General features: G+C 39.8%; 14 protein-coding genes. 13 read left to right on the top strand and 1 reads right to left on the bottom strand.

Annotation, left to right across the window (positions count from 1 at the left end; all coding sequences use genetic code 11):
• The first annotated feature begins 74 nt into the window (after positions 1-74).
• The 13 genes from RI196_RS11975 (at position 75) to RI196_RS11915 (ending at position 11,904) form a co-directional block, all read left to right on the top strand.
• Positions 75-1,205, top strand: coding sequence for a D-alanyl-D-alanine carboxypeptidase family protein (locus RI196_RS11975; protein ID WP_311066288.1), 1,131 nt, complete (start codon positions 75-77; stop codon positions 1,203-1,205).
• Complete coding sequence (locus RI196_RS11970) at positions 1,202-1,792, top strand: nucleoside recognition domain-containing protein (RefSeq protein WP_063388631.1); 591 nt, start codon at positions 1,202-1,204, stop codon at positions 1,790-1,792. Before RI196_RS11975 ends, RI196_RS11970 begins: the two co-directional genes overlap by 4 nt.
• Before the next feature lie 2 nt (positions 1,793-1,794).
• Positions 1,795-2,325: a spore maturation protein gene (locus tag RI196_RS11965; protein WP_063388630.1), complete on the top strand. Its 531-nt coding sequence runs from the start codon at positions 1,795-1,797 to the stop codon at positions 2,323-2,325.
• A 99-nt stretch (positions 2,326-2,424) separates the two neighbouring features.
• Positions 2,425-3,162, top strand: a complete 738-nt coding sequence (locus RI196_RS11960) for a pseudouridine synthase (RefSeq protein ID WP_311066287.1) — start codon at positions 2,425-2,427, stop codon at positions 3,160-3,162.
• 171 nt (positions 3,163-3,333) lie between these two features.
• Positions 3,334-3,855 (top strand): thiol-disulfide oxidoreductase ResA, encoded by a 522-nt coding sequence (gene resA / locus RI196_RS11955; protein WP_063388628.1) that lies wholly within the window; start codon positions 3,334-3,336, stop codon positions 3,853-3,855.
• A gap of 16 nt (positions 3,856-3,871) precedes the next feature.
• The gene (gene resB, locus RI196_RS11950) at positions 3,872-5,503 is read left to right on the top strand and encodes a cytochrome c biogenesis protein ResB (protein ID WP_130157473.1); all 1,632 of its coding nucleotides are present in this window, start codon (positions 3,872-3,874) and stop codon (positions 5,501-5,503) included.
• Between the two features lie 24 nt (positions 5,504-5,527).
• Positions 5,528-6,703, top strand: coding sequence for a c-type cytochrome biogenesis protein CcsB (gene ccsB, locus RI196_RS11945; RefSeq protein WP_063388626.1), 1,176 nt, complete (start codon positions 5,528-5,530; stop codon positions 6,701-6,703).
• Positions 6,704-6,794: 91 nt separating this feature from the next.
• On the top strand, positions 6,795-7,517 hold the full coding sequence (locus tag RI196_RS11940; RefSeq protein ID WP_066247683.1) for a response regulator transcription factor: 723 nt from the start codon (positions 6,795-6,797) through the stop codon (positions 7,515-7,517).
• A complete protein-coding gene (locus RI196_RS11935) occupies positions 7,514-9,280 on the top strand; it encodes an ATP-binding protein (protein WP_094246154.1) in 1,767 nt (588 codons plus the stop codon). The genes RI196_RS11940 and RI196_RS11935 overlap by 4 nt, the downstream gene beginning before the upstream one ends.
• A 50-nt stretch (positions 9,281-9,330) precedes the next feature.
• On the top strand, positions 9,331-9,915 hold the full coding sequence (locus RI196_RS11930) for a cob(I)yrinic acid a,c-diamide adenosyltransferase (protein WP_130157471.1): 585 nt from the start codon (positions 9,331-9,333) through the stop codon (positions 9,913-9,915).
• A 92-nt stretch (positions 9,916-10,007) separates the two neighbouring features.
• Positions 10,008-10,598, top strand: coding sequence for an RNA polymerase sigma factor SigX (sigX, locus tag RI196_RS11925; RefSeq protein WP_063388622.1), 591 nt, complete (start codon positions 10,008-10,010; stop codon positions 10,596-10,598).
• On the top strand, positions 10,573-11,685 hold the full coding sequence (locus RI196_RS11920) for a GerMN domain-containing protein (RefSeq protein WP_311066286.1): 1,113 nt from the start codon (positions 10,573-10,575) through the stop codon (positions 11,683-11,685). The genes sigX and RI196_RS11920 overlap by 26 nt, the downstream gene beginning before the upstream one ends.
• An 84-nt stretch (positions 11,686-11,769) precedes the next feature.
• Complete coding sequence (locus RI196_RS11915) at positions 11,770-11,904, top strand: hypothetical protein (RefSeq protein ID WP_261308724.1); 135 nt, start codon at positions 11,770-11,772, stop codon at positions 11,902-11,904.
• Here RI196_RS11915 and serA read toward each other — a convergent pair.
• Positions 11,895-13,466, bottom strand: coding sequence for a phosphoglycerate dehydrogenase (gene serA, locus RI196_RS11910; protein WP_311066285.1), 1,572 nt, complete (start codon positions 13,464-13,466; stop codon positions 11,895-11,897). The genes RI196_RS11915 and serA overlap by 10 nt on opposite strands.
• Positions 13,467-13,523 lie beyond the last annotated feature (57 nt).

The following is a 13,523-nucleotide window of genomic DNA, read 5'->3' as shown; positions in this document are numbered from 1 at the left end:
ATTCCGTTCATACGGTTGTCTTCTTTGCATAAACTTGTACAAAACGAATCGAATAAAGGGACGTGAAAGCATTAATGAACAAATGGACATCACGTATTAATGTATTCATTCTTTTTATATTGATAGGCCATTTTTTTATCCCGACAGCTCATGCAACTCATACGATTGAAGTTAGTGCAGAAAGCGCCATATTAATGGATCAGGAGAGCGGCCGGATCCTTTTTGAAAAAAACCCACATAAAAAAATGCGCATTGCGAGCATTACGAAAATCATGACGGCGATTTTAGCAATTGAATCAGGAAAAATGGATCAAAATGTGACTGTCAGTGACCGCGCTGTCCGAACTGAAGGGTCTTCCATATATCTTAAGCAAAAGCAAAAGGTGAAGCTGGAAGATTTGGTTTATGGTCTTATGCTAAGGTCCGGAAATGACGCTGCGGTGGCGATTGCTGAATTTGTCGGAGGCAGTTTAGATGGTTTCGTATTTATGATGAACGAAAAGGCGAAGGAAATCGGCATGACAAATACTGAATTTGCCAACCCGCACGGTTTGGATGATCACGAAAACCACTATTCTACCGCATATGATATGGCTCTTTTAACGAAATACGCCATGGAGAATGAAACGTTCCGCAAAATATTTGGAACAAAAGTTTATAAAAAAGACGGATTTCAGTGGAAAAATAAAAACAAACTTTTAAATTTATATGAATATTGTACAGGCGGTAAAACCGGGTACACAAAGAGGGCAAATAGAACATTAGTCTCCACTGCGGAAAAAGATGATTTACATTTAATTGCTGTTACGCTAAATGCTCCCGATGATTGGAACGACCATATGTCGATGTTTAACAGCGCGTTCAGCGAATATGATCAAGTGACGATCAAAAAAGAAGGATACCTTGCCATTGACAACAAGTTTTACAAAGACCGCATCTTCATTAATCGCGACATTGTTTATCCGCTGATGGAGGAAGAAAAAAACAAAATAAACATCCGTTTATTCCTAGCAAAACCGAAGGCTTCGTGGAAGAACCATCCTGAAAAGGTTCCAGAAAAAGTAGGAACATTGAGAGTGTTGCTCGATGGCGAAACGATTGAAGAAGTGCCGATCTATTTTGAAAACGGTGATGTAGAGCCTCCGCATGGCTGGTTTGGAAAGATGATCGATCTACTTTTTGATATGCTGGGTGTTTCCGCATGATTCATATTATTTGGGTTGCCTTAACTTTGATCGGCGTCGTATTTGCAATGTTCAACGGAACAATGGAGGAAGTGAATAAAGCCGTCTTTTCAGGTGCAAAAGAGGGTGTCACCATTGCCTTTGGCTTCATCAGCGTGCTTGTATTTTGGTTAGGCTTAATGAATATTGCGGAGAAAAGCGGTCTGTTAGAAAAGCTAGGGAATTTGTTCAAACCGTTGATGAGGAGAATTTTTCCTGATGTTCCCCCTGAGCATCCTGCGATGGGCTACATGCTGTCAAACTTGCTCGCCAATATGTTTGGGCTAGGAAACGCAGCTACACCGTTGGGAATTAAGGCGATGGAGCAGCTGAAAAAATTGAACAAAAATAAAGACCAGGCGTCCAGAAGCATGATCACCTTTCTAGCATTAAATACAACTGGATTAACTCTTGTTCCAACAACTGTAATTTCTATACGAATGACATATGGTTCGCATAATCCGACTGATATTGTCGTGCCAACGCTTCTGTCGACTTTCTTTGCTACCATAGCCGCTATTATGATTGACCGCTATTTTTACTATTTACGAAAAAGAAAAGGAGAATAACGATGGTGTTCATTAGTGCTGTTTCGATATGGCTGATCCCATTGATCATCGGTTTTATTTTGTTGTACGGGACTTTTAAACGCATTCCAACTTATGAAGCGTTTGTTGAAGGTGGAAAAGAAGGAATCGAAATTTCTTTTTCCATTATTCCGTATCTTGTCGGCATGCTCGTGGCAGTGTCTGTTTTTCGCGCTTCAGGGGCTCTCGATTTTTTTATGGACCTGTTAAAACCGATGTTTCAAGCTATCCACGTCCCGGCGGAAATTGTTCCGCTGGCGTTAATTCGGCCCATCTCTGGAACAGCTTCGTTAGGAATTATGAGCGATTTAATTTCAATGCATGGAGCGGATTCGTTGATCGGCCGACTGGCAGCCACCATGCAAGGGAGCACAGACACGACTTTGTATATCATTACAGTATATTTCGGTGCTGTTGGGATCAAGCGAATGGGCGATGCGATAAAGGTTGGGCTGCTGGCGGATTTTGCAGCCATCCTTTCTTCCATAATAATTGTTACGCTCCTTTTCGGTTAAGCTTTAATGAGCTTAGCTTTTTTATTTGCAAAAAAATAAATGCGTTCATCTTGTGTAACCAGACCGAAAGAAGGTAATATTTTTAGAGAGGTGAGATCAATGGAACGTTTGCAAAAGGTGATAGCGCGTTCGGGAATTGCTTCAAGAAGAAAAGCGGAGCAATTAATTTTGGACGGAAAAGTTACTGTAAATGGACAAGTTGTAACAGAGCTCGGAACAAAAGTATCTGACGAGGACAAGGTGGAGGTAAACGGGATTCCGGTAGAAAGGGAAGAACCGATTTATATTTTGTTTTATAAGCCTAGGGGAGTTATTTCGAGCGTGAAAGATGAAAAAGGGAGAAAAGTCGTCACCGATTACTTTCGAGATTTTGAGCAGCGCATCTTTCCGGTCGGCAGACTTGATTATGATACTTCAGGCCTTCTAATCCTGACAAACGATGGCGATTTTGCTAATTTGTTAATGCATCCACGATATGAAATTGATAAAGTGTATGTAGCGAAAGTTAAAGGAATTCCAGAAAGGAAAGAATTAAAACAACTGGAGCAAGGGATCATGCTGGAAGATGGAATGACAAAACCAGCAAAAGTCAAAACGCTTTCTTTAGATAAAAGAAAAAAAACGTGTATAATCGAAATTACCATTCATGAAGGAAGAAACCGGCAAATTAGAAGAATGTTTGATAAAATCGGCTATCCTGTGCTGAAGCTGAAAAGAGAACGGTACGCATTTTTAGATTTAAAAGGGCTCAATCCGGGTGCGTTCCGCGAAATTACTCCCCACGAGGTGAAGAGATTGCGGGCGCTGGCCCAGCACGGCAAGCATGCGAGAGTTTAGCCTAAAATCGGTTAAGCTTTCGCATTTATACCGACAAAACGTTGCAAACAATGTACTGCTTTAGGGGCTTACACGTTTTTATGTCACATAAACGTCAAAATTATTTTTCTGAATGAACGGAAATTCAATGATATAATAACAAGCGAATGAAAAACAAAGGGAGTACACACGATGAAAAAAAGGCGACTCATTACTCGCTCGATTATTCTTGTTATTTTATTAGGTGCTCTTGGATATACACTCTATTCAAATTTTTTTATGAGCAAAGAAAAAGTGAAAGTCGGATCAGCTGCGCCTGATTTTGTTCTTACTGATTTAGAAGGAAAAAAGCATCAATTTTCCGATTATAGAGGAAAAGGTGTATTTCTCAATTTCTGGGGAACGTGGTGCAAACCTTGTGAACGTGAAATGCCTTACATTGAAAGACAATATCAGCACTATAAAAATTTAGGCGTGGAAGTTTTAGCTGTCAACGTTGGCGAATCAAAATTAGTAGTGGAAAAATTTGCGGAAAAATACGGACTCAATTTCCCGATTGTCATTGACAAAAATCAGCAGGTGCTTCATGCATATGATGTAGATCCGCTGCCTACTACGTTTCTCATCGATAAGAACGGGAAGGTTGTCAAAATCATTACTGCACCAATGACGGAACGGGAAGTTCGAGATTACATGGAAATGATAAAACCATAGTTAGGGAGTTTTCAACATGAATCATGTGAAATGTGAATGCGGTCATGTAAATCCGTTCGGTACTGTGCTGTGTGAAAATTGCGGACGGGCCTTGGCAGCAGAGGGCGAAGGCAATTCGGAAAAACTTCATGATATGCGTTATGACGGAAGCGCCAGACGTTCTCAAACATATAATAAAACGATCGTCGATAAAGTATGGAATTTTTTCTCTTCTGTTAAAGTTGGAGTCTGGCTGATTGTGATAACGCTGATCGCATCAGCAATCGGAACGATTTTTCCGCAAGAATTGTACATACCTTCCAACGTAACGCCAGAGCAATTTTATAAAGATGAATATGGAATTTTAGGCCAGCTTTATTATCAATTAGGCTTCCACCGCCTATACGGTTCTTGGTGGTATATGACCTTGATCGCATCGATTGGAATATCGCTTGTGATTTGCTCGCTTGACCGGGTTATTCCACTTTATCGTGCCTTGAAAAATCAAGGTGTGTCTCGGCACGAGTCTTTTTTGAAAAGACAGCGCCTTTTTAGCGAATCATATGTGGACAATATTGAAAAAAATGTAGAACAAGTTAAAAAAAATTTAACAGCGCGCCGTTATCGCATTCGAGAAGAAAATGGAAACATTTTGGCAGAGAAAAATCGATTTTCCAGATGGGGTCCGTATGTCAATCATATCGGATTGATTATTTTTTTAATTGGAGCCATGCTCCGCTTTTTCCCGGGGATGTATGTGGATGAGGTTCTCTGGTTAAGAGAAGGGGAAACGAAAGAAATACCCGGGACAAATGGCGAGTATTATTTGAAACATCATCAATTCATTTTGGAAACTTATCAAAAGGAAAAAGAAAAAGATGTGTTTCAGGAAGCGATTGACCGTGTCGGCGATGGAAGCGTAGCTAAAAACTTCCAATCAAATGTGACGCTTTATAAAAAGCAGGGAGACAGCCTGCCGGGTGAAGAACCAAAATTAAAAGAGGTAAAAGACTTCAGCATTCGCGTCAACGAACCGTTGAAATTTGATTCTTATGCTGTCTATCAAGTGAATTACAAGCTGAATGAATTAAATAAAATGACGTTTGATCTTATCGATAAAAAATCGGGGAAAAGCTTCGGGAAAGTTGTCATTGACCTCTTAAATCCAGAAAAGAAATATGATTTAGGAAACGGCTATGCTGTTGAAATTGCCAGCTATCTTCCAGATTTTTATTTTGATGACGAAGGCAATCCAGCCACGCGGTCGAGAGTGCCAAACAACCCGGCATTTGTTTTTAAAATGATTGCACCTGACAGACCGAAGGGAGAAACGAGTTTCGTTGCCATCCAGCAAACGATTGAACCTAACGAGAATAACAAATACAAAATGAAATTTTCAGGAATTGAAACGAAAAACTTAACGGGTCTAGTTGTAAGAAAAGATTTAACTTTATGGGTGCTCGGTGTCGGCGGAGCCATTTTTATGATAGGCTTAATTCAAGGATTGTACTGGCAGCATCGCCGCATATGGCTGAAAGCGGATAACGACAAAATCATGCTGGCGGGGCATACAAACAAAAACTGGTTTGGATTAAAAAATGAATTGGACATCATTTTGCGCGATACTGAAATTCAAAAGCCTGTTGACCAAAAACAATTAAAAGAATAGAACCTCATGAAGGAGGGGAAGTTTGTGGCTGAACTTAGCAGCACTTTATTATACATTGCGTTTATTTTGTATTTAATAGGAACATTCTTTTTTGGCGGTTCTATCCGTGACAAAAGAGGAAAGGATGAAAAACCGAATAGATGGGCGCGATTAGGCATTGCGGCGGCGATCCTCGGTTTTTTGTCTCAACTGGGATACTTCGTTACGAGATGGATCGCTGCTGGACATGCCCCGGTTTCGAACTTATTTGAATTCACGACATTCTTTGGTATGATGCTAGTAGGAGCATTTATCATTATTTATTTTATTTATAAGCTGTCTGCACTTGGCTTATTTACATTGCCAGTTGCACTTTTATTGATTGCATATGCCAGCATGTTTCCGACAGAAATCAGCCCTTTAATACCAGCTCTTCAAAGCGATTGGCTGAAAATCCATGTAACAACAGCTGCTGCCGGACAAGCTATTTTGGCGATCAGCTTTGTAGCCGGAGTCCTGTATTTAACAAAGGTTGTGGACCAATCAAAAGCAACAAAAAAGACGTTTTGGCTTGAATTTGTCATGTTTGTATTAGTCACAACACTAGCATTTGTCATTGTCACAACCGTGTTCCGAGCAATGGATTATGAATCAGTGTTTAAATGGATCGATAAAAATGGACAAGAGGCGGAAATGGAATTTCATTTGCCTGCTCTCGTTGCGCCGCACGAAGGAGAATTGTTGACAAAAGATCGGCTTGCAGGCTTTGTGGAATTGCCGGCGATTTTATCGGCCAGAAAGGTGAACACTGTTTTATGGTCCACATTTGTAGGACTGATTTTATACGGAGTGATCCGCCTAATATTGAGAAAGCGTATTTCTGCAGCGTTGCAGCCTTTAGTGAAAAATTTAAATTTGGATGTGGTGGATGAAATTGGCTACCGTTCAGTAGCGATTGGATTCCCAGTATTTACGCTAGGTGCTTTAATATTTGCCATGATTTGGGCGCAGATCGCTTGGACCCGATTTTGGGGCTGGGATCCGAAAGAGGTTTGGGCATTGATCACTTGGCTGTTTTACGCGGCATATCTTCACTTACGGCTTTCGAGAGGATGGCATGGAGAAAAATCAGCATGGCTTGCGGTTATCGGATTTGCGATCATCATGTTTAATTTAATTTTTGTAAACCTTGTGATAGCTGGTTTACATTCATATGCATAAACGGATTGGCTGACTCATGATACATGCTGGAATTTGGATCATTATCATTTGAGTCAGCTCTTTTTTAACCTGATCAAGGGAGGAATAAAATATGTCAGAGAACCAGGATGTAACGATTTTAGTGGTAGATGATGAAGAAAGAATTCGCAGGCTTTTGAAAATGTACTTAGAAAGGGAAAATTATCAAATAGATGAGGCGGAAAATGGTGATGAAGCGCTTGAAAAGGCTCTTTGTGCCGATTATGATTTGATTATTCTGGATATTATGATGCCCGGAATTGACGGAATCGAAGTGTGCAAGCAGCTGAGAGAAAAGAAAGCCACTCCTGTCATTATGCTGACAGCAAAAGGAGAGGAGGTAAACCGTGTTCAAGGGTTTGAGGTCGGTGCGGACGATTATATTGTAAAACCGTTCAGCCCGAGAGAGGTTGTTTTGCGTGTGAAAGCGATTTTAAGAAGGGCGTCACAAACAAGCTATTTAAAAACCGATTCATCGGCGAAAAATGTGATCGTTTTCCCGCACTTAACAATCGATCATGATGCTCATCGCGTGACGGCCGACGGCAAGGAAGTCAACTTAACCCCGAAAGAGTACGAGCTGCTTTATTTTTTGGCAAAAACTCCTGATAAAGTATACGACCGGGAAAAGCTGCTGAAGGAAGTATGGCATTACGAATTTTTTGGAGATTTACGAACAGTTGACACTCATGTGAAAAGACTTAGGGAAAAATTAAACAAAGTTTCGCCTGAAGCCGCCAAAATGATCGTGACTGTTTGGGGTGTCGGCTATAAATTCGAGGTCGTTGAAGAATGAAATTTTGGAGAAGCGTTGTTGGCAAGCTTTGGATGACCATTTTATTTCTTGTGATAGTGGTTCTGTCGATTTTAACCATTTTGCTGCTCGAGTTTATGGAAAATTATCATATAAAAGATGCCGAGCAAAAATTGACCCAGCTTGCCAATAAAGCAGCCATTATTATGGAAAATCATCAAAATACACCATTAGCCGGCTCCATCGCAACTGAACTTTCTGATAAACTAACAAGTGTGTATATCGTTGATGGTGGAAAAACATATTGGCAAAAGCAAAATGACGGGGCGGGTGTCGCTCAATATTCATTAAATGAAATCATCAGTGAGAAAGAGCTGTCAAAAGTATTGGAAGATCAAGAAAAAATCAGCCTTGTAAAAAGCTTTCCGCAAACGAATGATCACAATAAATTCAATAATGAAATGATGATCGTCGGAGTGCCTTATCAATCTGGAGCGATATTTGTCGTACAATCTTTGTCTGCCATTAATGAAACAACAAAACAAACAACTAAATATATTTTTATGGCAGCATTTATAGCTATTATATTAACGACCGTTTTTGCCTTTTTTTTATCAACCCGCATTACCTATCCGCTCCGAAAAATGAGAGAAGTCGCAATTGAAGTGGCGAATGGAAAATTTGATACGAAAGTTCCAAAGCTGACAAGCGATGAAATTGGTGAATTAGCTGTTGCCTTTAACCAAATGGGCCGGCAGGTGAAATTCCATATTAACGCTTTGCGGCAAGAAAAAGAACAGCTTTCAAACATTTTAAGCAGTATGGCCGACGGTGTCATTACGTTAAATATCGATGGAACGATTTTAGTCACAAATCCTCCTGCTGAACGTTTTTTGCAGGCATGGTATTATGAAAACGGAATGGATCCGAAAAAGGAACATGAGCTTCCGCCGGCTATTGAAGAACTGTTTAAACGAGTGACGACGACTCACCGCGAGCAGGTTACTGAGATTACTTTGCAAGGCAGAACATGGGGAGTGATCATGAGCTCTCTTTATAATCAAAATCGTGTTCGAGGAGCGGTCGTTGTTTTGCGCGATATAACGGAGGAAAGACGTCTCGACAAATTAAGAATTGATTTTATTGCCAATGTGTCCCACGAGCTGCGGACGCCTATTGCCATGCTGCAAGGATACAGCGAAGCTCTTCGCGATGACATTGCAGGAAGCGAAAAGGAGCGGAAGGAGATTGTTCAGGTTATTTATGACGAATCATTGCGAATGGGCCGATTGGTGAATGATTTATTGGATTTGGCCAGAATGGAGGCAGGACATATTTCCTTAAATATACAAGATGTCAAATTGAAGCCTTTTATTGAAAAAATTATTCGCAAATTTCAAGGCATTGCAAAAGAAAAACAGATTCACCTCGAATATTTGCTGAATGTTCAAACGGATTCCTTTTCGTTTGATCCGGACCGCATTGAGCAAGTACTGACCAATTTAATTGACAATGCCATCCGCCATACGAGTGCACAAGGATTTGTAAAAGTAATTATTTCAGAAAGCAATGGTTTAAAAATAGATGTTCAGGACTCAGGAAGCGGAATCAGTGAAGAAGATCTGCCGTTTGTGTTTGAACGCTTTTATAAAGCTGACAAAGCGAGAACGCGTGGAAGAGCAGGTACGGGTCTGGGGCTTGCCATTGCGAAAAATATTGTTGATGCCCATAAAGGGGTAATACAAGTTCACAGCAAATTAAATGTTGGAACGACATTTACCGTACTATTGCCGCAAACATCGTAAAAATTTGCCGATCTTTATTGTTTCACACGTAACAGAAGGGAGGTTTGGCAATGAATTTATATACGCGTACAGGGGATCAAGGACAGACGAACGTTATTGGTGCGCGCGTCGATAAAGATGATCCAAGGGTGGAAGCTTACGGAACGATTGATGAATTGAACGCTTACATAGGCTATGCAAGGACGTTTTTAACAGATAAAGCGTTTCAAGATATTTACGAAGAGCTTGAAAAAATTCAGCATCATTTGTTTGATTGCGGATCTGACATAGCGGTTGTGTACGAAAAGCAAAAACATCCGTTTAAAACGACGGAGGATATGATTCATTTTTTAGAGGAACGAATCGATCATTATGTGGAAGAAGCTCCTGCATTAGAAAAATTTATTTTGCCCGGAGGAACGGAGGCGGCCAGCGTTTTACATATTGCGAGAACAGTTGCCAGAAGAGCAGAGCGTTTAATCGTTTCTTTAATGAAAGAGGTTAAAATTCATCATCCGGTCCTCATTTACATGAACCGTCTGTCTGATTATTTATTTGCTGCTGCTCGGGTTGTAAATTACCGCCTAAACGTGAAGGATGTCGAATACGAACGAAGCGGGAAGGTGTTCCGGACAAATAATAGCAAAAAAAATTGACACCGAGGGTCTCTTTTATAAGACCCTTTCTTTTTTGTTTGTAACATGTCATGCGTCTCTTTCGACAAATATTTTAAACGGAGGGTATGTGCATGGATGAATCGTTTCAAAGATTATACGAAAAATATCATCAAGATATTTTTCAGTTTTTATATTATTTGGTGAAGGATCGGGAACAAGCGGAAGATTTGGTGCATGAAGTGTATATAAAAGTTTTAAAATCATACTCGAGCTTTGAAGGACGAAGCAGTGAAAAAACATGGTTATTTTCCATTGCTCGGCATGTAGCGATTGATTTTTTTCGAAAGCAAAAAACTCTCCGTCAGCGAATAATGGAAAAATTTGATTTAGATCAAGCACAAATTGCGGATCGAGAGCCCCTCCCGGAAGAAATAGCTTTACAACGAGAAGAAATACAGATGCTATACAAAGCAATGAATGACTGTAATGTGAATCAAAGAACCGTTTTAATTTTACGGTTTATAAAAGAATTATCTGTTGCAGAAACAGCCGAGGTGTTGGGGTGGACGGAAAGCAAAGTCAAAACAACCCAGCATCGGGCTTTAAAAGTGTTAAAAAATTATATAGATAAAGCTATGAAAGAACAAGGTGTCACGAAAGATCAGGGAGCTATGACAGAACAGGAGGTAGTTTCAAGTGAAAAACTCTCTGTGGAGCGATGAACAAATCAAAAAATGGATAAGCGAGTTTCCAAAAGTAGAAGATTCCCGCAGTTCATTCGAGATTTGGAACAATATTACCGAGAAAAAAAGAAAAAGAACAATATTGAAATTCATTGTTCCATCAGCTTCGATTGTTGCTTTGACAGCAGCCGTCACTTTTGTAGTTTTTCCGCTAAGCAACAGCAAAAATGAACAAACCCAATATTCATACAACAAAAAGGCCGAAAACGCAGGAAACAGTCATTTAACCGAAAGTCAAACGATGGAGGCTTCGCCGAAGTATCGTTCCATAGTTCCAAATTCTTCAACTGAACAAATTATCACAGTAGGGCTTTTAGATGAAAGCAAACAGCATGTCGTTCCTCTAAGCTTTAAAGGAAATCAATTCGAGCCTGCCGTCAAGCAAATAAATGACGTCTTAAACAAGATCGATGTGAAACGTTTCAATCTTTCAGCTTTTGCCTTTCAAGATGCAGACATTTATGAAAGCAAAAGCCGAAGTGACGAGGTGATCATAAATTTTGAAAAATTGAATATAAAAGACCGTTTCCATAATGAACAAAATTTTAAAGAAGTATTAAAAGAAACATTTCGGTGGCAAAATTATAAAAAGGTGCGCTTATTTACAAATGAAAAGCAGCATGTTCCTTCTGAGCATTTTGTTTCCGAATTTCAAATAAAGAAGCTGCTGAAAAAAGCCTATTTCTTGTTTTTTCCTAAAAATAGCAGCAATCCTTTGCTCGTTCCATCAAAAAATGAATATGAAACAATTGAAGAGGCAATGAATGCCATGCAAAAAGGGAAGGAAGACGGGCTTGAACCTTCCATTAATAATTCCGTTAAAATTAAGCAATTGAAAAAGGATGATGAGCTGCTTACGGTCACTTTTGACAATGCTTCAAAAATGAAAAACACAGAGCATACTGAAGTTATGCTGGAAGCGATTTTAATGACAGCGAAAGAATTCGGCTTTAAGAAAGTGAAGTTCGAAGGCTTTGATGCGAAAAAAATCGGAAATATTGATATTTCAAAACCGGTGGAAGTGCCTTTTTCGCCTAATTTTATTGACCTGAAAGTTGATGCATAGCAAAAGGAACGGAAATAGGTCTAAACATAAAGACACCATCATAAATATTGAGAATGTACGAAAGGAGGAAAGGAGGATGAACGGATGCTGGATTTAATGCGGAGGCTGGGTATTGCCCTAATTATGGGGCTTTTCATCGGTCTTTTGTTTTTGGGAGGATTAAAAACAGAGGAGCCAGGAGAGATAAGCCCTCCCAGCACCTTTAAATATTATAAATGAATAGTTTTGGCAGAAACGATGTCATCGAACTGGACTAACGCTTCAATAAGCTGATCATCAATCAGTTTATCACAAGTTAAAACCATGATTGCTTCGCCGCCGATGTTTTTACGTCCAACCTGCATTGTTGCGATGTTTACGCCATGGTCGCCAAGTACTTTTCCGACGCGTCCAATAACACCTGGTTTATCGATGTGTTCTACATATAATACTTCCCCTGCCGGGTAAAAATCGATATCGAAACCGTTTAAATCAACAATTCGTTCACCGTAGTTTGGAATATACGTTGCTTTTACGGAAAAAGTCCGATGATCTCCATCTACTTGAACAGCGATGCAATTTGCATATCCAGAACCGTTTGAAGCAATTTTTTCGCTGAAGCTGATGCCGCGTTCTTTGGCCATGAGGCCAGCATTCACTTCGTTAACAGTTGAATCAACCCGTTCTCCTAAAAATCCAGCAAGAAATGCTTTCGTAATAAAAGATGTTTCGAGTTCAGCAACCGTTCCTTCGTAAACGATTCCGATATGTTGAACAGGTTCTTTCATGTATTGAGAAGCAAGCTGACCCAATTTTTTGGCCAATTTATAAAACGGCTGTATTTTGTCAAATATATCTTTTGTTAATGTTGGTAGATTAATAGAATTTGTAACAGGTTTTCCATTTAAAAATTTTAATACTTCTTCAGCAACTTGAGAGGCAACGTTTAATTGGGCCTCTTTCGTTGATGCTCCAAGATGCGGTGTAGCAATGACCTGTTCAAAATCAAGCAGCTTCCGATTTACTGGAGGCTCGACTTCAAATACATCAAGTGCAACGCCTTTCACATGTCCAATTTCTAAATAATGAATTAATGCTTCTTCATCGATGATGCCGCCCCGGGCGCAGTTTAATAAATAAACTCCTTTTTTCGTTTTTCCGATATTTTCTTTTCCTAATAAACCTCTTGTTTCTTTTGTCAATGGTGTATGAACAGTAATGATATCAGCTTGCGCTAAAACTTCATCGAGCTTGCAGCTGTTTACTCCCAATTTTTGCGCCCGGTCTTTTGTTAAAAATGGATCAAACACTAAGACGTTCATTCCAAAAGCTTTTGCTCTTTTGGCAATTTCGCTGCCGATTCGTCCTAAACCGATGATTCCTAAGCTTTTGCCGTATAGCTCAGTACCGAGAAAGGCGGAGCGGTTCCATTCACCTGATTTAACGGAAACATTTGCTTGTGGAATATGACGAACAAGCGATGCCATCATGGCAAATGTATGCTCGGCAGTTGAAATCGTATTTCCGTCAGGTGCATTAATTACGACAACTCCGTATTTTGTCGCTGCTTCAACATCGATATTATCGACTCCGACGCCTGCTCTTGCAACAATTTTTAAATTTGTCATTTTTTGAAGCAGTTCTTCTGTTACTTTCGTTGCACTGCGGACGAGCAGAGCATCATATTTTTCCAGGTCGTCAACTTCACTTACTTTTTTCTGAACGACATTGATGTTTTCATCGTTCAATAATGGTGCTAATCCATCGCTTGATATTGAGTCAGAAACAAGAACATGAAACATTTTCTAAGATCCCCCTAGTGAACGAATTAAAAATGAAAACAAAATTTCTGATTATTT

Source organism: Aeribacillus composti, from assembly GCF_031760945.1.
GTDB lineage: Bacteria > Bacillota > Bacilli > Bacillales > Aeribacillaceae > Aeribacillus > Aeribacillus composti.
This window is presented reverse-complemented; position numbering and strand designations above follow the sequence as displayed.